At 38.6% G+C, this 20,056-nt stretch carries 18 protein-coding genes; 9 read left to right on the top strand and 9 right to left on the bottom strand.

The genetic code is table 11. The annotated features are described in order from the left end of the window. From F981_RS08060 to F981_RS08045, 4 genes are read left to right on the top strand one after another with little or no spacing between them, the layout of a single operon-like run. Positions 1 to 1,122 (top strand): phosphoribosyltransferase domain-containing protein, encoded by a 1,122-nt coding sequence (locus F981_RS08060; protein ID WP_004720363.1) that lies wholly within the window; start codon positions 1 to 3, stop codon positions 1,120 to 1,122. Beyond that, on the top strand, positions 1,112 to 1,891 hold the full coding sequence (locus F981_RS08055; RefSeq protein ID WP_004720362.1) for an HAD family hydrolase: 780 nt from the start codon (positions 1,112 to 1,114) through the stop codon (positions 1,889 to 1,891). The genes F981_RS08060 and F981_RS08055 overlap by 11 nt, the downstream gene beginning before the upstream one ends. Continuing rightward, on the top strand, positions 1,884 to 3,050 hold the full coding sequence (locus F981_RS08050) for a cysteine protease StiP family protein (protein WP_004720361.1): 1,167 nt from the start codon (positions 1,884 to 1,886) through the stop codon (positions 3,048 to 3,050). Before F981_RS08055 ends, F981_RS08050 begins: the two co-directional genes overlap by 8 nt. Next, positions 3,047 to 3,973 (top strand): HpcH/HpaI aldolase/citrate lyase family protein, encoded by a 927-nt coding sequence (locus tag F981_RS08045; protein ID WP_004720360.1) that lies wholly within the window; start codon positions 3,047 to 3,049, stop codon positions 3,971 to 3,973. The genes F981_RS08050 and F981_RS08045 overlap by 4 nt, the downstream gene beginning before the upstream one ends. Before the next feature lie 27 nt (positions 3,974 to 4,000). Here the strand turns inward: F981_RS08045 and F981_RS08040 are convergent, their stop codons facing one another. The 6 genes from F981_RS08040 to F981_RS08015 all read right to left on the bottom strand — a co-directional run bounded on the left by F981_RS08040 (position 4,001) and on the right by F981_RS08015 (position 10,700). Continuing rightward, the gene (locus tag F981_RS08040; protein ID WP_004720359.1) at positions 4,001 to 5,530 is read right to left on the bottom strand and encodes a helix-hairpin-helix domain-containing protein; all 1,530 of its coding nucleotides are present in this window, start codon (positions 5,528 to 5,530) and stop codon (positions 4,001 to 4,003) included. Between the two features lie 43 nt (positions 5,531 to 5,573). Further along, the gene (locus tag F981_RS08035) at positions 5,574 to 7,451 is read right to left on the bottom strand and encodes a PP2C family serine/threonine-protein phosphatase (RefSeq protein ID WP_004720357.1); all 1,878 of its coding nucleotides are present in this window, start codon (positions 7,449 to 7,451) and stop codon (positions 5,574 to 5,576) included. A 142-nt stretch (positions 7,452 to 7,593) separates the two neighbouring features. Then, positions 7,594 to 8,646, bottom strand: coding sequence for a TerY-C metal binding domain-containing protein (locus F981_RS08030; protein WP_004720355.1), 1,053 nt, complete (start codon positions 8,644 to 8,646; stop codon positions 7,594 to 7,596). A gap of 103 nt (positions 8,647 to 8,749) precedes the next feature. Then, positions 8,750 to 9,385, bottom strand: a complete 636-nt coding sequence (locus F981_RS08025; RefSeq protein ID WP_004720353.1) for a vWA domain-containing protein — start codon at positions 9,383 to 9,385, stop codon at positions 8,750 to 8,752. 14 nt (positions 9,386 to 9,399) lie between these two features. Further along, the gene (locus F981_RS08020; protein WP_004720351.1) at positions 9,400 to 10,044 is read right to left on the bottom strand and encodes a TerD family protein; all 645 of its coding nucleotides are present in this window, start codon (positions 10,042 to 10,044) and stop codon (positions 9,400 to 9,402) included. Between the two features lie 17 nt (positions 10,045 to 10,061). Continuing rightward, a complete protein-coding gene (locus F981_RS08015; protein WP_004720350.1) occupies positions 10,062 to 10,700 on the bottom strand; it encodes a vWA domain-containing protein in 639 nt (212 codons plus the stop codon). A gap of 275 nt (positions 10,701 to 10,975) precedes the next feature. On the opposite strand from F981_RS08015, the gene yddG reads away from it, so the two are divergent. Continuing rightward, entirely contained in the window at positions 10,976 to 11,902 is a 927-nt protein-coding gene (yddG, locus tag F981_RS08010; RefSeq protein ID WP_004720347.1) for an aromatic amino acid DMT transporter YddG, read from the top strand. A 173-nt stretch (positions 11,903 to 12,075) separates the two neighbouring features. Here yddG and F981_RS08005 read toward each other — a convergent pair whose 3' ends face one another. The 3 genes from F981_RS08005 to F981_RS07995 are packed head-to-tail and all read right to left on the bottom strand — an operon-like array spanning position 12,076 to position 16,249. After that, positions 12,076 to 13,476 (bottom strand): aminotransferase, encoded by a 1,401-nt coding sequence (locus F981_RS08005; RefSeq protein ID WP_004720346.1) that lies wholly within the window; start codon positions 13,474 to 13,476, stop codon positions 12,076 to 12,078. 28 nt (positions 13,477 to 13,504) lie between these two features. Further along, on the bottom strand, positions 13,505 to 14,908 hold the full coding sequence (locus tag F981_RS08000) for an APC family permease (RefSeq protein WP_004720344.1): 1,404 nt from the start codon (positions 14,906 to 14,908) through the stop codon (positions 13,505 to 13,507). Positions 14,909 to 14,959: 51 nt separating this feature from the next. Beyond that, entirely contained in the window at positions 14,960 to 16,249 is a 1,290-nt protein-coding gene (locus F981_RS07995; protein WP_004720341.1) for a flavin-containing monooxygenase, read from the bottom strand. Between the two features lie 391 nt (positions 16,250 to 16,640). Between F981_RS07995 and F981_RS07990 the strand changes: the two genes are divergently transcribed. Genes F981_RS07990 through argE form a run of 4 tightly spaced genes read left to right on the top strand, consistent with a single transcriptional unit; the run spans position 16,641 to position 19,907 of the window. Then, complete coding sequence (locus F981_RS07990; RefSeq protein ID WP_004720340.1) at positions 16,641 to 17,054, top strand: RidA family protein; 414 nt, start codon at positions 16,641 to 16,643, stop codon at positions 17,052 to 17,054. Between the two features lie 24 nt (positions 17,055 to 17,078). Next, complete coding sequence (locus F981_RS07985) at positions 17,079 to 17,750, top strand: DUF1028 domain-containing protein (RefSeq protein WP_004720337.1); 672 nt, start codon at positions 17,079 to 17,081, stop codon at positions 17,748 to 17,750. A gap of 35 nt (positions 17,751 to 17,785) precedes the next feature. Beyond that, on the top strand, positions 17,786 to 18,772 hold the full coding sequence (locus tag F981_RS07980; protein ID WP_004720336.1) for a LysR family transcriptional regulator: 987 nt from the start codon (positions 17,786 to 17,788) through the stop codon (positions 18,770 to 18,772). Further along, the gene (gene argE / locus F981_RS07975; RefSeq protein WP_004720334.1) at positions 18,765 to 19,907 is read left to right on the top strand and encodes an acetylornithine deacetylase; all 1,143 of its coding nucleotides are present in this window, start codon (positions 18,765 to 18,767) and stop codon (positions 19,905 to 19,907) included. Before F981_RS07980 ends, argE begins: the two co-directional genes overlap by 8 nt. Positions 19,908 to 20,056 lie beyond the last annotated feature (149 nt).

The following is a 20,056-nucleotide window of genomic DNA, read 5'->3' as shown; positions in this document are numbered from 1 at the left end:
ATGAAGCATATAGATTTAAGTCGTGGGCGAATCAGTGTTCAAGTTAACCAACAACATAGCCATTGGGCTTTAGATGATTTATTAGATTTTGCAGAAAGAATTAATCCTAAAAGAGCATTTTTATTTGTTTCCAAAGTATTGGGGAAACATATCCCTGTTGCACCCTCTGTCATGCAGCGCAGTTATAGTGATTTAGCCAGTTTAGTGCCTACAGATTTGGCTTGGCCAATCTGTGTCATTGGTATGGCCGAAACAGCAGTCGGTTTGGGTGCTGGGGTTTATCGTGAATTAAAAAAACAACATGGCAAAAATGCGATTTTCTTAACGACAACACGACACCCTGTATCGACTTTACCCACGTTGGGGCTTTTTCTAGAAGAACATAGCCATGCTCAGGATCAGTTTATTCTAAGCAGCCATGATCCAGTTAAACATCAGCAAGTGATTGATTCAAAGACTTTGATTTTAGTCGACGATGAAATTTCGACTGGAAAAACCTTTAAAAACCTGATCAATAGTTTAACCAATTCAGGTTTGCAGCAAGTTGAACGCGTGATCTTGGTCACGTTGGTGAACTGGGCTGAGCACAGTCTTGCAACGGATGAACTTGATATCCCTGTGGAAGTGGTTTCATTATTGCAAGGGAATTGGCAGTGGCAAGCGAATCAGCACAATATTCAGATTAATATGCCCAATGTCAGCTCCACTGAGCAACAGGCACAGAAAATTATTGCACCAAATAATTGGGGACGTGAGCCAGGTTATTTAGAATGTACGCAATGGGAACATATTCACATTAATCATCCAGGCGAAAAAATACTTGTACTGGGTTCAGGTGAGTTTAGTTGGATCCCTTTTCTTATTGCAGAACAGTTGGAACAACAAGGTGCTGAAACTTACTTTAGTTCAACAACCCGTTCACCGATCATGCAAGGACATGCGATAAAAAGTATTTGCCAGTTTCATGATAATTATGGGTTAAATATCCAAAACTTTGCTTATAACGTAAAACATCAAGAATTTGATCGGGTGCTTTTGGTGATTGAAACACACCAAGATAGCGTAGACCCAAGCTTGTTTGAACAAATTAAAAATTTGGAAGTGATCAGTTATGAACCCTAAACCTTTAGTCTTTGTCGACTTGGATGACACTTTATTTCAAACTTATCGAAAACAGCAACCGACTCCACAGCATCAAATGGTGACTACAGATGTTTCAGGACAACCGCTTTCATATATGAGTCCAAAACAGCAGTCTTTTTTGAATTGGTTGCTTGAATCTGCTGAGGTTGTACCTGTAACTGCTCGCTCAGTTGAAGGCTTTAAACGTGTACAAATCCCTTTTAAATATGGTGCGATTTGTTCCCATGGTGGCACGATTCTGGATCAAAATTTAGCTGTGGATACTGACTGGTTTGATCTTCAAAAACAACATGAAATTCAACTCAATGGCATACTGACTGACTTGCCAGAAGCTTTGCATGACTATGCCAAAGATTTGGGTGCAGTAAGAACTTGGACTTTAGTTGAAAATGAACTGAGTATTTATTCTGTTGCAAAGCAAAAACAAGCTGGTGCGTTATTTTTAGATCGGCTTGTTGAGAAATTACCTAAACCTCTACTGGAACAGTGCTATATCCATATCAATGGCAATAATCTGGCGATTATTCCACATCATGTCAGCAAACAAAGCGCGGTTGAGTTTTATATTCAGAAACATGATCCGCAACGGGAACGTATTATTTTAGGTTGGGGCGATAGTCTATCAGATGCTGGATTCCTCAGCTGTTGCGACTGGTTTGGAATGCCGAAAAGCAGTCAGTTGGATAAGTTTCTCAATACGCATTTAAGCCATGATTTTGACACTAAAGGATATTTAGGTCATGTCTAATTCATTGATCACACCACTCAATCCAATATTGAACGAACTTGGCTTTCACGGTTCATATCGTCCCGAAGATGTCACTTTTTTGATGCAGATTGATGATATTCAACCCACTGCAGTTGAAGAAAAAGAATATCTGATCCAGTCAGGAAAAATGCACTATTCACAAATGATCAGTGCTGAACATCCGCCAACGGATGAACAAATGCAACATTATCAGCATGCCTTTGAACAAGGTGCACAGCGCCTTGCCGAAGAAGTTCAAAAAATTGGCAACAGTTTGATGCAACGTTTTTCCAAGCAAGAGATTGTTTTGGTGAGTTTGGTTCGCGCTGGTGTTCCTTTAGGTGTATTACTCAAGCATTACCTTGAAAAGCATCAGTCTTGTTATCACTATGGTATTAGTATCATTCGTGATCGAGGTGTTGACTTTGCTGCACTGCAAGCAATTATTGAACAACATAGTGCTGAGAATATCGTTTTTGTAGATGGTTGGACAGGTAAAGGCGCGATATGCAAAGAACTCACAAAAAATCTACAAGACATTCCTGAGCTCTTTGATGAAAATTGGCAGATCCCGCGTTTAGTTACCCTATCTGATTTGGGTGGTTATTCTTGGTTAAGTGCCAGTACAGATGATTGGTTGATTCCATTTGGTATATTGGGTTCAGTGATCTCTGGATTGACTTCTCGGACGATTCTAAAAGAAACGATTGAACAGCAAGATGCCCGTAAAAATTGCTATCAGACACAAAAATGGCACAGTTGTTTAATCTATGATCAGCTAAAACCTTATGACCTTTCTGTCAATTTTGTTGAGCAAATACGACTGTTGATTGAACAAAATCCAACTGATAAACAGGTGAGCTGGAACAATCAAATTCGTTTAGCACAACAGCAGCAATGTGCAGAAACGATTGAATGGATTGCAGCACAATATGCGATTCAAAATATTAACCATATAAAACCCAGTATTGCTGAAGCAACGCGAGCAGTTTTAAGACGCGTACCTGAGCGAATCTTATTGAAAGATGAATCTAACCCTCATGTACAATTATTATTGCACTTTGCACGTGAGCGAAATATTCCAGTCGATATTCTGGGAAAAAAATTAGGTCCTTATCATGCAGCAACATTGATAAAAAAAGTAGAGAAGAAAAAATGAAGCCACTTTTACACGCCATTGAACTTGGCGCGACCATGTATATTCCTGCAACACATGAACAATTGTGGGAAGTTACCCAAGGAATTAAATTTCCTCAGATTAAATCAATTGCGGTATGCCTTGAAGATGCTGTACTTGAATCAGATGTTCAAACGGCGATGGTGAATTTAAAACTTTTATTGCAAAGACGACTGTATGAACCCAGTTTAAAAGCCCCTGCCATTTTTATCCGTCCAAGAAATATGGAAATGGCGAAGCACATTGTCGACTGGGATCTAAATCAAACATTTAATGGTATGATTTTGCCTAAGTTTAATGTATTTAATTTAAAAAATTGGATGAATGTATTACCTGCCAATTTGCAATATATGCCGACACTTGAAACCAAAGAAATCTTTGATGTTGCGCACAATATTGAACTTTACCAAGCTCTTAAATATGACTTTCATAAAACTTTATGTTTAAGAATTGGTGGCAATGACCTCTTGTCCTGTTTAAATTTGCGTAGACCCAAAAATACTACGATTTATCAAACACCTGTGGGTATTCTGATTTCACAATTGGCGGGATTATTTATTCCTAATGGCTTTCAGCTAAGTTCACCCGTGTGTGAACATTTTGAAAATACACAGCTATTGATGCAAGAGCTGGAACAAGACATGAATAATGGAATTTATACCAAAACAGCAATTCATCCTGCTCAAATTGGTCATATTCATCATGCCTTACAAGTTCAGCCTGAAGATTTCCATGAAGCTCAATTAATCTTAGCACACGATGCTAAAAGTGTATTTAAAAGTCATGGTTCAATGATTGAACCTGCCACCCATAAAAATTGGGCTGAAATGATTTTACTCAGATATAAAACTTTTGGTTTGGTCAAATCATCTTGTTCAACACACGACAAAATATTGGTGGTATAAGCCTTAATTAGAGGTTGAAGCATCGCATTATGCTTCAACCATTTGTACCACAGCTAAACGACCGCCATCTTGTTTAGAAAATAAAATTTGAACCCCATCTTTTAACTCAATTTTACCACCAATCGGGATCTGCGTTTTATTGGCAACATCGGTAAGATCAGGCATATCTTCATTGACCAACCACCACACATCATTATGTAAAACAAAATACCCTTTTCGCTTGGTCTGTTCTGCGGTTAAGCGTTCATTCGGTGCAATCATATTATTGGTATGCCATGCGTAAATAGATTGGCCTGTCCACACCATTAAACGATGATTATCGGGTCTAAAATTACCTTGCTGCCGTGCTGAGTATAAATTGAGAATAGGTAATTTACCTTTAAACGGCGTATGACAAAATGGACACTCAGGTTTAGTGGAATTATCAAAGACATACCACTTTTGACCACAACGGTGATTATGACAAGGCTGAATCAAATCCACTGTTTTAACCAAAGCTGTTTCCCAATCGTTAGCTGAGGGACGCTTGGCAGGATCATGTAACCCCTCGACAAAGCTTTTCATAAATAATTCAGACAAATACGGTCCAGTCACTGTAAATGGTACTTTTGCAGGATCACCCCACGGCTGCTGACTGACTTTAAGTTGAGTTGGTTTCACCTGATTACTATGATCTGTTGGGTGTTCAATAAACAGCGCTTTTTCACCCATTCCCAGCGTTTCATCCTTTTGCGGATCATTCATATCATGAATTTTTCCACCACGTAACGGATGTCGATAGAGCAAATACATATAAATCAATACCGCCAAAGCATGTTTATCTGTCGCAATACTGGGTAAATAACGATCAGGATTGTCTTTGGATAAATGACTGGTGCGTACCACTTCTGGCGCAATAAAATCAGGAGTACCGACAACATCAGGTGGGTATTTACCAGGTACCACCAAACCATCAACATCGATAACGCTGGCACTCCCAGAAACAGGATCGACCAAAATATTTTTATAAGATAAATCTGAATGGGCTAAACCCGCAGCATGCATACGGCGTACTGCGCGAGAAATTAGAATTCCTATTTTAAGGTAATTTAGCCAAGTGCCTTTTTCTTTGTCGTCGAGAAATCTGTTTTGGTTATTTGCACTTGCAAACCATTTCCCTTCTTTTTCTTTGCCTTTGATTTGCAGAAAATCATTATTTTTTGAACCATATTCAAAGAAAAATTGTTTTCTATAGGTTGGGGCGGTAATCCCAAGCAAATTATTATATTCAACTAAACCGTCGGGCCAACAGAAAATATTTTTCCAATAATCCCCACCAATCCCATTAAAAATACTTTGCCATTTATTGCCTACAATTTCTTTTAAACGATCTTTTTGCTGCTCAAAGGTGGCTTTAGATTCATAAAATTTATTCTTTTCTTTACTGAAAAAGCACACCACATAGCTACGATCAGGTGAAAAATATACATCTTTCATGGCACCTGAACCGATAATTTCATCTACAAATTCTATTTCACGTCCATCAACGGTGGTACATTTAATAATTTTTGCTGACATACTTGCCACCTTACACTATATTCTTCAAATACTTAGATATTATTTATACAGATATTGTTGAATGCTTATTCCATAATACGGCCATGGTACGATCATCATGATGCCCAGCTGTAAAGAAATGCATCCATTCCAACAATGCAGTACCAGCTGCTTCATTCTGTAGCAACGGATCCAGTTCACGGTATAAACTTTGCCATTTGTCAAAATTGGATAAGCCAGAATCTGTTTCAAATTTTGGATCTGAAATACCATCTGTCATCAACATAATCGCATGGGTATCTTTAAAGCAGCCTATTTTTAAACGGTTTGGAAATTCTGTTGCAATACTCAGATCTAGAAACTTGGTCTGTCCTGCATATTCACCACCATCTGGAACATTCATCAGGCGCACATTGTCCTCGCTATATACTGCGATTGCACCGTCTCCCACTGAAAATGTACTGATAAAGGTTTTGTCAGCTAATTTACATACGACCGCAACCAGCAATGTGGTTGAAAAATCTTTAGTATTTGCCCCAATCTGCTCTGCTTGTAATTTGATTTGGTTAATAATTGATTTATAAATTTCATAATATACATGATGAAACTGCTCATTTAACTTTTTGGCAACTGCAACAGTTTCAGCATCCTGACTTCCCACTTGCCATTTTTCTAAGTCAGCAATCAGGCTTTCAACCGTGTGTGGATTTAAATAGTTTTTAAACTCATTTTCAACAATCTCTACCGCAATTCGAGAGCCTTCTCTGGAGTATTGCGCACTGCCTGCACCATCTGCCACAGTCAAGACCGACCAAGGTGTATTGTCGATTAAAGTAATGGAAAAATCGTCATCTCTAAATAAGCCTGCGTGTTCATGTGAACGACCACGACGACTTGCAGCGATAATTTTATAGTCCACGGCATCAATCAAGGCTTGATCCAGATGCGACTTGTTAAATTTCTGCCCAGACTTAGGTTCAATGACTTTCCATAAACTGCGTGGGTCTGCAATGACATTCAACCGACATTGGGCAGAGCGTGTTTCTCCATCAGCAATAAACTGAAAAGAAAATTCGATTGAATCTGCTTGTAGTGGTTCACCATGAATACGTTGTGTGGCTTCATCGAAATAAAAACTTGTATCTGGAAATTTAAAGCTTTCAGATTTGAATGTTAATTGATTGACATCATGTTGAGAAATCACTGAAATTTGAGATTGATAGTGTTGTCCAACTCGGGCATTTTCAACCTGAAATTTAATGTCTTCATATTTACTTCGTCTAAACACAGATTCGATCTCTAATCTATTCTTCTCAGTTTCAGAAGATATTATTTCAGGGGTTGAGCTTATATTTTCAGAATCAATTGTCGGCTTGTTTTCTAAATTGGGTTCAATTGTAGGGGCTGATGTTTCCTCAACTTGATCTGCAACAACTTGCTGTTCAACTTGTAGGATCGGTGCCAGTTGCAATGTTGTGTGAAGATCTAAAGCGATATTTTGCGCATCAGAAATTGCTCCAACTGAGTTGGTGTTTTCAGATGATGTATGGAGTTGATCCACATTGACTAAAGGATCATCACAATTTTGTTGAATATTTTCATCTAGCATGACTTGGTCATCAACTCTAGCGTGTTGATTGGTTTCTGTTTGCTGATTAAGACCGACTTGCTCTTGAACATTCTTTTGTACAGTAGCTTGAGTTGTATCCGAGCATATAGTTTCATGCTGAGACTGTGCAGCAGATGCGTTATCCAATAAATCAGCTTCATCGATATTGTTCAAACGCGGTGCAGCTATCTTCACTTTTTCCAATTCATTGATGAGTTTTGAAAGTTGTTTGAGATTTTGCGGATCACTTAATAGAAATTGTGAAAATGTCTCACTGAAATCAGCGGGATTTTGTTCCAAAATCTGCTTTAATTTGCATACATCATTGTCCATTTTACCCTCTACCCATTTTTCTATTCTATTCGCTTGGTCACTCACCAATCACGATGCACTTAAGCGTTAAACGATATAGATTTTTAATATTGTTCAATGCAGCAATGCTTTAATAATGTATCAACACATCAACCGATAAAGCCTAACCTTGCCCACGGGTTAAATCAAAATCTCCATCACCAGACGAGAAACTGATTTGTCGACGACACCACGGGCAAACCACAGATTCCCGATAGCCGTCATAACACATCAAATTACCGCATCCACATACTGCAAAAGCGGTCTCAGAAAAACAATGTGGACATTCAGGGAAACCATCGAGTTCAGCCGTATTGATCTGCTTATTTGATGCATTATGATCTGACCAAGTAAAATACTCCTCAGATATCGCACTACAGGTATCTAACTTAAAATTATAGATATTGATATTTAAATCAGCTGGACCTTTGTACTGTAAGTTACGTATATATTTGATGATATAAGGTTTATTCATCTTTTGGCAGCGACCCACAAATATCGCACAATGATCATCGGCTTTATTTTTTTGCAGGGATAATGCATCTTTTGCCAAGCGCATATAACGCTCATCAATCGGCAACAGGTCATCTTTTTGTTGATGGCTACCAATACTGACACTTTGTAAGACCACAGAGGCTGTGATCCACTTACATAAACCTTTGACATATTCTTGATTGATCTGATCAATTGAAATGGTATTTTCAGTGATCTTACTTAGCACAGAAAAATCAACATCTGCACCTAGACCGATGGCGACGACTGTTGCTTTATGCGCATATTTGGCATTCCAGCGTTGAATTGCCTGATCATATTCATCGGTTGGGCGTCCATCGGTAAATATATAGACCATTGGCTTCCAGTCGCCTTTGACTTCACTGGTGGTTTTCATCACATAACGATCAATTTCCTGACCCAAATGATCTAAAGCTTTACCCAAATGTGTCCCACCACCCAAGGGCAAATTAAAATGATTAAAGGCAAATAACTCAGTTAAAGGGACCAATGTTCTGACAATACCTGCATATGCAATCACTGAAACATATACAGTTTCAAGTGCATAAGGATCTTTTCTTAAACTGCTTAAAATAAATTCCACACCCTCTTGAACTGATTCAAGCGGTTGCCCGACCATTGATTCAGAACAATCAAGAACAAAAAATACCGGTAAACGGCGCATAACTTCACCTACATTATTTTTATCATATTATTCAAATACCTAAATCAAACAGACAAGTACTGATCTGTTTGATTTAACATTTTTATCGTCACGTAATATTCAGTTATAAAACCAGCTGAATTTCGGCGGGTGGTGGTGGTAAAGAAATTGAATCGGATACCCCTGCACTACTGCTACCAGCGACCACACTTGCAGAAACCCACTTAAAGAAGCTAGCAAAAATATTTGAGTCCATGGTGTCTAACACAACCACTTGATCCGTCAGTTGCAGCAAGGATTCAGTTTTCGCTTTTGGCCCTGCAGCACAAGCGACAATCGTGGCAAAGTTAAGCTGTTTAATTGTGGGAACGATTTGCTGATAAGCATAGACATCTGAGGGTGAACCATCTGTCATCAAGAACAATAACGGGCGCCAATCGCCTTTAACATCATTGCTACTTTTCTGTACATTCTGTTGTACTTCCTGTGCCAGTAATTCCAATGCTGCACCCATAAATGTTGCTCCCACATTGGGTACATCTAGATCTGGAATTTGAACTTGATCTAAAGGGGTAAGCGGTAAATAAACTTTTGCTTCAATATCAAAGGTGATCACACTTAAATACACGCTTTCAAGCGCATAAGGATCTTGCCTTAATGCACTGAGCATCGACTGCAAGCCAACATTCACCGAGTGAATTGGCTCACCACGCATAGAGCCAGATGTATCTAACAAAATATATACAGGTAAACGGCGCATTATATTCTCATTTTTTAACTATATTTTTTTAACCATTCCACGAAATTATCCGCGGGTGATGCATTACCGACCGCATTAAATTTCCAACCACTATTTTCTCTGACCAGTTCAGCAAATAACAATGAACGTTGTTGATCATATTGACCGATACCTGATAAATCAAAACGCACCATTTCTTTGCCAGTACCATCGACGGCACGAATAAAGGCATTTTTCACCTGACCAAAATGCTGATTGTTTTTTGCACCATTGTAAATTTGCACAATAAAGACAATCTTGTGATATTCAGCTGACAAGCTATTTAATTTGACAATAATTTGTTCATCATCGCCGTCACCAGCACCAGTACGGTTATCTCCAGTCAGCCAGATTTGCCCTGAACGATGTTTTAAATTATTAAAAAAGATAACATCACTGTTTTCGAGTGTGGCTTGACCTGCGGCATTCCAGCCCAGATCTTTTACTTTTCCACTAGCATCACATAAAAATGCCACCACATCTAGATCGTGTTCTTCACTCTTTGCGCCTGAAAATAATCCGCCTAAAAAGCCTTTCTTTTGCTCAGTGATATCCCAACCGAGTCCAATCGTCACTCGTTCTAAATCATGTTTAGATTTTTCAAGGCTGAGTCCTTGACCTTTCGCCAATGTAATTGCCATGCTATTTTCCTTTATTTTTATAGAACCACATTCACTTCAGGTGGTGGTGGTGGAAGATCATTTAAGCCTGTGACTTCTTTTTGACCTGCATCTACTTTTTGGCTTCCTGTAGAAATACTTGCAGAAACCCATTTATAGAAGGCTTTAATGGTATTTGAATCTGCAGTTGCAAGTTCTACCACAACTTCTGTAATTTGTTTGAGAATACTGCTATCTGCATTATGTCCCGCTGCACAAGCAATAATCATCCCTGTCTTGGCTTGTTTTAGTTTTGCAAAACCTTTAGTCCAATCATCCGTTGGTGCACCATCTGTCATAATAAAAACTAAGGGTTTCCAGTCACCACGGGTATCAGGTGTGGTTTTTTGCACTTCCTGATCAATTTTATCTGCCAGTAATCCAAGTGCTTCGCCCAACTGTGTAGTCCCCGTTGCCTGTAATTGAGGGGGTTGAAACATCGCAATTTCAGTTAAGGGAATCAGTTGTTTGGCTTGAGTATCAAAAGTAATAATAGATAAATAGGCTGTTTCAAGCGCATAAGGATCTTGTCTGAGTGAAGAAACCAGTATTTCAACACCATTTTTAACGGCTTCAATCGGTTCACCATGCATCGAACCTGAGGTATCTAATAATAAATATACGGGTAATCTTCTCATTTGTTTATCTCTGTTTAATGTCTCGTTAATTTTTAATCTTTATGCATATGTTTATATAAAAAATTGAACTAAAAACAAAGCTTTTTTATCATTTTTAATACCTAATTTTTTATCCAAATATCAAATTTTCTTAAATCCGCTTTTTTTTATTGAGCTCATCCCTGACATATTATTTGTTTTATGCTGAGTGATATTTTAAAAATAATCGCAGAATTCTAAGCTATAATTGTTTCATTACTTACCTTAATCTGAATCCTCAGATTTTAAAGCCCAATATGTCAAAGAATCTCGCAACCCTGATTGGTTTAAGTGCCATTTTACAATGGTCTTCCATTGTCGGTTTATTGAAAAAAATTAGTTTTAGTTTGGGCGCTGAGTTGGCTGTGCTGCTGATGTATACACTGAGCACATGTATTTTATTAATATTTTTTAAAATCCCAAATTTAAAATTAATTTCAAAAAAATATCTGATTTTTTCTACCTTATTGTTTGTTATTTATGAATTATGTTTTTCTTATGCCATTGCACTGGCACAAACCGCCCAACAAGCCATAGAAGTCAGTCTGGTCAATTACCTCTGGCCGGGCTTAACTGTTGCGATGCTGATCCTCTTTAAAGAAATTAAATTTAATGTCTTTGTTATTGTCGGTTTAGCCATCAGCTTAAGTGGGATTATTTTGATTCAAACCGGGCAAGGTGCTTTAACTTGGTCTAATATTTTATCCAATATTCTTGAAAATCCAATCAGTTATATTTTGGCATTTGTTGGGGCAACGCTGTGGTCCTTATATTGTGTCATTACCAAAAAATATAGTGATGGGCATAATCCAATTTCATTTTTCTTTGTGGCGATCAGTATAGTACTGTGGACTAAATACCTGTGGTCACATGGATTGAGTCTAAATGCAATTCCAGAAGTTGAACTTACAACAATAGGATTATTAGGCATTGTTTCAGTGGTGATGGCTTTGGGTTATGCCGCTTGGAATATTGGCATTATCAAAGGCAATATTACGATTTTGGTGACTTTATCTTATTTTAGTCCAGTCATCTCTACTTTGATTTCAATGTTTATCTTACAAACCAATCTACCAATAGAGTTTTGGTATGGCGTGATCTTGGTGACTTCAGGCTCTTTGGTGTGTTGGATTTCGACAAATTGGCAACAATTAAAAGATAAACTATTCAGTGTGTTAAATTAAATGCTTGCCGATCAGCAAGCATTTTAAATAAATACCATCCAAGCAATCATTCAACAGCTTAAGCTGCATTTAATCCATATTGAAGGATCAACTCAGTAAATGGCCCCGCTACTTTTGATTCAGTTAAGGGGCCATAAATTACTTAATTTGTTTACTTAGATTTATCTGTAAGTTTAACCAGACAAATAACCTTCACGTTTAAGATCCTCCGTGGTACTCAGAATCGCTTTACGTAATGTTGTCACGATAAAGTCTACATGTTGTTTATTTAAAATTAAGGGTGGCGACATGATATTCATATGGCCAACTGGACGAATGATTAACCCATCTTTCTGGCAATAATCTGCAATTCGAGAACCTACATTGACTGAACTTGGGAAAAGTTCCTTGGTTTTCTTATTGGCTAAGTTTTCAATACACATCATAAATTTCTTACCACGAACCTCCCCGACAATGTCTAAGTCAACCAATGTGTGTAATTGATCTTCAAAATATTGACCTACATCATTGACATGTTGCAGTAAATTTTCACGCTCGATAATTTCAATATTTTTTAGTGCCGCTGCACAAGAAACAGGATGACCTGAATAGGTAAATCCATGGGTAAATAACGCACCATCCGCCTGAGGCTTACCAATCACTTTTGCGATATCATCAGATATAATCGTTGCACCTAAGGGTAAGTAACCTGAAGATAAGCCTTTGGCACAAGTAATAATATCTGGAACGATATCAAACTCTGATTCTGAAGCAAAAAAGTGCCCTAAGCGCCCAAACGCAGTCACAACTTCATCGGACACATATAAAACCCCATATTTATGACATACTTCAAGGGCTTTTTTATGATATCCCGGTGGAGGTACGATAACACCACCAGCACCCATGATCGGTTCTGCAAAAAATGCAGCGACATTTTCTGGGCCCAGTTCCAAAATTTTATTTTCTAACTCTTGTACCTTTTCATTGCAGAACGCTTCTAAGCTTTGACCTTCCGCTCTACGATATGGATTTGGACATGAAATCTGGTGGACCAATTCGCGATCAATATCAAAACCGATATGGTCAAACTCAACCCCTGTTAATGACATACTGATATAGGTACTGCCATGGTAACCATCTTTGCGCGAGATTAATTTTTTCTTGCTTGGTTGACCAAGTTGATTGAAATAAAAGTGAATGAGTCGTACCGCAGTATCATTGGCAACTGAACCTCCGCAACCAAACAGTACATGATTCAAATTTCCAGGCGCTAATTCAGCCAGTTTTGCAGATAATTTTGCAGCGGGGATCGAAGTATGGTGACCAAATGCAGAATAATAAGGAATTTGCATAATTTGTTCTGAAATAGCATCAGCAATTTCTTGCCGCCCATAACCGACATTGACGCACCATAAACCACCAATACCATCCAAATATTTATTACCTTCAGCATCAAAAACATAACACCCTTCACCGTGTGCAAGAATCATGGCGCCTTCATCTTTAAAGGTTGCAAAGTCAGTCCATGGATGAATATGGTGATCTTTATCTTTTTTCCAAACTTCTGTAATTTCTGTTGTTGATAACTGCTTCATAAGATAACTCCTTGTTAAAATTCTGCTTTTATTTGGTCAAACTTTCGATGGATTCTGGTTGAAAGAGTTGTCTTTTCATCACCAATTTGATCCAAAGAATACTGATGATTGTGGTAAAACCAATCACAACTCCGACCCAGGTAAATATTTTGACTCTCAAATCTGGGGTAGGCACAGCATAGAAAATCGTAAGTACCATCCCGATAATGCCAATGATTTGTAAGAATGGATAAAATGGTGCTTTATAAGGTCTTGTCATCTGTGGGTAGCGTTTACGCAACACAATCACGTTGATATGTGCAATCACATAAGCGATCAACCAAGAGATACAGGCTGCTGTTAACAGAACCTTTATCACTTCGGTTTCACTCTGTGAGAACAGCATTGGTATCATGATGATGACAGCAACAAATACAACGCCCACCCAAGGCACATTATTCTTCTGATTGACTCGGGCAAAAATTGATAACACTTGCTTATTACTCGCCATGCCCTGCAACATACGCGGTAAGGCAGCTAAAGTCGCATTTAAGGTACTTAAGGTGGCAAATAGAGCACCAATCGCAATAAAGAGTAAGCCTGTGGGGCCAAATACCGCCGTTGCATATTCAATATGTGGGGTCAAAGAATTAACCAAGTGCTCTTGGGGTAAGAAATACAGTGCACCCACGCCATATAAAGAAATGGTGATAAAAATCGTGGTTAAACCGATATACATCGATCTTGGAATATTTTTACTGGGATTTCTGGATTCTTCGATCATCGGAACAACAAACTCGACGCCAACAAATCCCCAAAAAGCCAACGCAACCAGAGCCACAGTATTTGTATCAAAAGTAATTGTATAATCAACTACTTGAGTATGCGGATAAACCCAACCGCTGATCGCAAATATACCGAGTAAAAGTAATAACACCACCATGACAAAAGCCACGGTATTTTGAACTTTGGAGAAGATATCAATTTTCAGCAGATTTAAACCGACTGAAATAAATAAAATCAGAAAACCTATACCAAAATAGGGAACATCCAGCTTAAATATTTTTTTGATCACATCATCGATTAAAATCAGTTCTGCTGAAACAGCAAACATTGCCACCAAAATATAACCACAAAATACCGAAAGCATCGCGGGTAAATGCCCTGTTGCGACTAGACTATAATCACTGATACTGCCACTTTTAGGGATTAATAATGCCAACTCTGCAAAAGAGGATGCATAGCTCAGCGCTAAAAAGAATCCGATAATCAGCGGAATAAAGAAACTTATTCCGCTTAAGCCAAATCCTTGCAAAATAATCACCATCACACCTTGTGATAGCACTAAACCTACTGCAATGGCGATCAAGTTAAACAAAGTTAACTTTTTTGCATTCACCTGTTTTGCCTGATCGATTAAACGACTTCCTTGCTTATTGTTTTTTCCTGTCATGTGCTCCTCCCTCCTAGAGTGGGCATTAAACCTTGAAATTTAAAACTTATTTCATGCAGTTTTTTCTTCTTTATTGATTAAATTTCTTTGAGTTTTATCTTGATACTTTAAATACTGACGTTGAATATCAATGTGGCCTGCCACGCGTTTTGCATCATGCCAAACGCCCCAAATAAAGCTTGAACCACGCCCAGATAAATAAGGTAGACCAATAAAATAAATACCGGGTTCTGTTGAGACACCAAGCTTATGGTTGGGCCGCCCATTTGCATCAAAAGCATTGACTTCTAACCAACTATGATCAAAACCAAAGCCAGAGGCCCAAATAATTGAAGTGATCCCTGCTTGGGCTAAATTAAGCTCTAAAATAGGCTGTTGAATGCATTCAGCATCATCTAAAATAATCCGAGCTTCTGGCTCCTCAGGTAAATCTATACCGGTACGCTGAACATAGGCATCCGCAGCATCTAAAAACTCAAAATATGCTTTATCACCGTCGGCTAATGACTGTTGCAAATCATTTTGAAAACGAACCCGCTCAGCTTCAAATTGCATCGTCATGCCCAGTAAAGTGATGCCTTGTTGTGCGAGACGTCTAAAATCAATGGAATGCCCACCATGTGCACCGCTCACAGCCAAACCTTTCAACGGTCCTGTATCGGTTTTAACACTATCCCATCCACCCAACACCCCGAGCCACCAAACATTATCGCGTTGACGATAAACACGTGGTGGACGTTCATGCGCTCCCACAGACAAATAGACTTTTTTACCAGCACGATTTAACTCATCTGCGATTTGAATTCCAGAAGAACCAGCACCCACTACTAAAACAGCACCCTCAGGGATTTGTTGTGGATTTTTATATTGGTCTGAATGGATTTGGTATAAACCCGTTTGCTGAGGCGCAATCGAAGGAATAATGGCTTTTTGAAAAGGCCCTGTTGCTACAACGACACGTTGTGCTATTAAAGTGCCTTTAGAGGTTTCAACAACAAAACCCGCAGCTTGCGCATTTGCTTGGACCTTTTTAACTTCAACATTGCTATAAATCGGTGCATTAAAGCGCTTGGCATATTTTTCAAAGTATTCAGCAACTTGGTCATGATGTACAAAACTATCTGGATCAAGATCAAATTCCATATTGGGAAAGCGATCGTGCCAACAAGGTCCATTCGCTACCAAAGAATCCCAACGGCGTGTACGCCAAGCTTCTGCAATACGGTTTTTTTCTAGTACTACATGTGGAATTTTAAGCTCTGTCAGGTGCTCACTCATCGCGACTCCAGCTTGACCAGCACCAACCACAACGGTATCTATTTCTAATTTATCTAAACTCATCTTTTTTCCCTTGTCAGATCGAGGAACGTCCTTGCAACAACAACTCTTTTGCTGAATAGACATTTACCAACTACAGCCAATCACATGTGTTTGCTGCAGATTTCTTGTTCAAAAAATGAAATATCAAAGCTGCACAAAACATGATTTAAGAAAAATATAGGGAGCCCAGCAGCAAAGCGAAAATAGAATATCCAAAACAAGTGCATCAAAAAATCTGAAGCTATACACTAAGCACATGAAATAAATAAAAAATATATGCCACGCTATCATTCTTTTTTAAGTTTTTTTATTACTACGGAAAAAGTAAATTACTAGAAAGGAAAACACAAATTGTGAGCGCCCACGAAGTAAGCATACTAGAGGAACATCATAATTAACTGAGGATTGAGCTGTGAAACATACCCGCATTCGAACATTTAATACCAAGAAAACTTATCCAGAGCAGAATTTAGACAATGATCTATGCCAAGCTGTGGTTGCACGTGGGCGAACCGTTTTTCTTCGTGGTCAAATTGGACAAAATCTGGATACATCGCAAAGTGTTGCGATAGGTGATGTCAAGGGTCAGACCGAACAGGCGATGTATAACATTGACATGCTACTCAAAGAAGCTGGGGGAGAATTGGCAGATATATGTAAAATTACCATATATATCGTTGATCCACGCTTCCGTGAAGATGTCTATGGTGTTGTCGGTAAATGGCTTAAAGGGGTTTACCCGGTCTCAACGGGTATTGTTGTTTCCGCTTTGGCACGTCCAGAATGGCTTGTCGAAGTTGATGCAATTGCCGTTATTCCAGACTAAAAACCATCAAGATGTGAGGGAAATATGACATTTTCAATTATTGCGAGATGCAGTGAAACAGGACAATTCGGTGCCGCGATTAGTTCATCCTCTCCAGCCGTTGCATCAAGATGTATACGTGCCAAAGCTGGGATTGGTGTTGCAGCAAGCCAGAATATAACCGATCCTCAATTGGCCAGCATTTTACTTGAAATGACCAAATATAATATATCGCCTAAAAATGCGATTACAGAATTAACTAAAAATACCGATTTTATTGAATACCGCCAATTAACTTTACTTGACGCGGTGAATGAGCCTTTTGCCTTTAGTGGAGAAAATAGCTTAGGAATTTATACACAACATATAGGGAAACATGCCGTATGTGCGGGTAATTTACTTGCAAATGAGAATGTTACTCATGTTATGCTCAAACACTTCGAACAAAGTAAAGGCACATTTGCTGAGCGTTTACTTTATGCATTAGACGCAGGAAAACAGGCTGGTGGAGAAGCAGGAGCAGTACATTCTGCTGGTCTTTTGGTTGTTGACAAATTGGAATGGCCGATTGTTGACTTACGCGTGGACTGGTCAGATCACCCCATTTCCGACCTTATCGCACTATGGCAGATATATGAACCGCAAATTGATGATTATGTTTTAAGAGCTTTAAACCCGATCAATGCTCGCAGCTATGGTGTTCCAGGAAATGAATAAATTTTTCGAGGGTATACAATGGAGGTGTATCCAAAGTGTTAAATCGAATTTCTTTAAGACAAATGGAATACTTTGTTGCAACAGCTGAATGTGGCAGTATCATTATTGCTTCGGAGAAGATACATGTATCCTCTCCGTCTATTTCTGCCGCAATCGCACATATTGAATCAGAATTACAAACCCAATTATTTATTCGCCAACATGCGAAAGGCTTAATCCTCAACACTGTTGGTAAAAGTGTGATGTTGGAATGTAAGAAGATCTTAAACCAAGCTTCAAGTTTATATTCCCTTGCGGCAGAATTTTCTGGTTCCATACGTGGGCCGTTAAAAGTAGGCTGCTTCCCTGCTTTTACCCCGATGATCTATGCCGATATCATCAATGGATTTTCCAACTTATATAAGCAAGTTTCTTTAGACCTTTACGAAGATGATCAACAAGCACTTCTAAATGCGCTTATACGTAATGATATTGATCTAGCTTTAACTTACGATCTCAATATTGATGAAAATATTATTCATTTTGAAGCTTTAACGAAATTGCCGCCTCATGTATTGGTCAGTGAGGAGCACCCTTTAGCAATATTGCCTGTTGTAAGCTTAGAAGAACTTTCACAGTACCCGATGATTCTTTTAGACATGCCCTTTAGCAATGAATATTTCTTATCATTATTTAGAGCTCAAAATCTTACGCCCAATGTTGTGCGTTCTTCAAAAAATATCGATGTCGTTCGTTCAATGGTTGCCAATAATATTGGCTATACGATTTTGAATGTTCGCCCGAAAAACACCTATAGCCTTGATGGTAAACGTCTGGTCCGTATTCGTATTGCGCATGAACATCGCCCGATGTATATCGGCATTGCGATACCGAAAAATGTACCCAAAAATATTGTTGTAGAAGCGTTCATTAGTCGTTGTAAAAGCTTTATCTCCGATCATTTTATTTCGGGTATGAGTTCGCCGCATTTCTACGATCCCTATATAAAAGCCCAAACACAAAAGGATTCCTCAGATGTCTAATCTGTCGAGTATTCAACTACTTAAAAAACTTGTTGCATTTGATACAACGTCCTACAAAAGTAATTTAGAACTGATCATGTTCGTCAAAAACTTACTTGAACCTGCGGGAATCAGTATCACTTTAAATTTTAATCCAGAGCAGACCAAAGCCAACTTATTGGCAAGTATTGGTCCTAAAGACCAAGCTGGAATATTGCTCTCTGGACATACCGATGTGGTTCCAGTTGAAGGACAAGCGTGGAGTAGCGAACCTTTCCAAGCCCTAATCAAAGACGATAAAATTTTTGGTCGTGGTACTGCTGATATGAAAGGTTTTATCGCCTGCGCGATACATGCCATGTTAAAGGCAGCACAAATGCCAGAATTGGCTAAACCACTGCACCTTTGCCTTTCCTATGATGAGGAAATTGGCTGTATTGGTGTACGCGGAATTCTTGGCCTACTCTCTGAATTAATTATTCAACCAGAGCTTTGTGTGATTGGTGAACCTACCAGTATGAATATTGCCACAGGCCATAAAGGCAAAGCAGTATTTAAAGCAATTTGTCGTGGACAAGAAGGTCACTCCGCTTTAGCCCCGTTATATGTCAATGCGATTTATTGTGCTCAAAATGTTGTTGAGGCCATTACCACGACACAAAAACAGATTGCAGAAGGTCCAATTGTGGATATGGACTACGATGTGCCTTATACCACTGTACATGTTGGGAAAATACAAGGCGGTAAAGCTTTAAATATCGTTCCCAATGAATGTGTTCTAGATTATGAGATTCGTAATGTTGCAGAACAGAATACGGAGTCAGTTCAAGCGAAAATTTTTGAATATATCGAGCAAAGCCCTTTTGCAAAATTTGTCAGTTTTCAGGAAATTAATCAATACCCCGGACTAAATACCTCAACCACTATTCAAGCGGTCAAATTTTTACAAAACCTCCTTGATCCAGCAACTGCATTACAGAAGATTTCATTTGGTACGGAGGGTGGATTATTTCATCAACAATTAAATTCTGCAGTACTCGTTTGTGGCCCTGGTTCTATTCAAGTTGCGCATAAACCAGACGAATATATTGAAATCTCACAGATGCAACAATGTGATGCATTTTTTGAACGCCTGCTCAATCATATTAAGCGTTAAGACGTGACTGTGGATTTAAAAAGTTAGTTAAAAAAAATAAGTAACGCTTTTAATTTGTTTTTTCTAAACCCAAGGCTTGTATAAAACAAATTCACAAAATTGGCGAAAAATAATACGGTTAAACCTACTATATCGCTAAAATTTTAAGG

Origin of the sequence: Acinetobacter guillouiae CIP 63.46, assembly GCF_000368145.1 — a bacterium.
Classification (GTDB): domain Bacteria; phylum Pseudomonadota; class Gammaproteobacteria; order Pseudomonadales; family Moraxellaceae; genus Acinetobacter; species Acinetobacter guillouiae.
This window is presented reverse-complemented; position numbering and strand designations above follow the sequence as displayed.

Excerpts from the sequence above, each read along its gene's own strand:
- F981_RS08060 (WP_004720363.1), top strand. The coding sequence starts at position 1 with ATGAAGCATATAGATTTAAGTCGTGGGCGAATCAGTGTTCAAGTTAAC.
- F981_RS08055 (WP_004720362.1), top strand. The coding sequence starts at position 1,112 with ATGAACCCTAAACCTTTAGTCTTTGTCGACTTGGATGACACTTTATTT.
- F981_RS08050 (WP_004720361.1), top strand. The coding sequence starts at position 1,884 with ATGTCTAATTCATTGATCACACCACTCAATCCAATATTGAACGAACTT.
- F981_RS08045 (WP_004720360.1), top strand. The coding sequence starts at position 3,047 with ATGAAGCCACTTTTACACGCCATTGAACTTGGCGCGACCATGTATATT.
- F981_RS08040 (WP_004720359.1), bottom strand. The coding sequence starts at position 5,530 with ATGTCAGCAAAAATTATTAAATGTACCACCGTTGATGGACGTGAAATA.
- F981_RS08035 (WP_004720357.1), bottom strand. The coding sequence starts at position 7,451 with ATGGACAATGATGTATGCAAATTAAAGCAGATTTTGGAACAAAATCCC.
- F981_RS08030 (WP_004720355.1), bottom strand. The coding sequence starts at position 8,646 with ATGCGCCGTTTACCGGTATTTTTTGTTCTTGATTGTTCTGAATCAATG.
- F981_RS08025 (WP_004720353.1), bottom strand. The coding sequence starts at position 9,385 with ATGCGCCGTTTACCTGTATATATTTTGTTAGATACATCTGGCTCTATG.
- F981_RS08020 (WP_004720351.1), bottom strand. The coding sequence starts at position 10,044 with ATGGCAATTACATTGGCGAAAGGTCAAGGACTCAGCCTTGAAAAATCT.
- F981_RS08015 (WP_004720350.1), bottom strand. The coding sequence starts at position 10,700 with ATGAGAAGATTACCCGTATATTTATTATTAGATACCTCAGGTTCGATG.
- yddG (WP_004720347.1), top strand. The coding sequence starts at position 10,976 with ATGTCAAAGAATCTCGCAACCCTGATTGGTTTAAGTGCCATTTTACAA.
- F981_RS08005 (WP_004720346.1), bottom strand. The coding sequence starts at position 13,476 with ATGAAGCAGTTATCAACAACAGAAATTACAGAAGTTTGGAAAAAAGAT.
- F981_RS08000 (WP_004720344.1), bottom strand. The coding sequence starts at position 14,908 with ATGACAGGAAAAAACAATAAGCAAGGAAGTCGTTTAATCGATCAGGCA.
- F981_RS07995 (WP_004720341.1), bottom strand. The coding sequence starts at position 16,249 with ATGAGTTTAGATAAATTAGAAATAGATACCGTTGTGGTTGGTGCTGGT.
- F981_RS07985 (WP_004720337.1), top strand. The coding sequence starts at position 17,079 with ATGACATTTTCAATTATTGCGAGATGCAGTGAAACAGGACAATTCGGT.
- argE (WP_004720334.1), top strand. The coding sequence starts at position 18,765 with ATGTCTAATCTGTCGAGTATTCAACTACTTAAAAAACTTGTTGCATTT.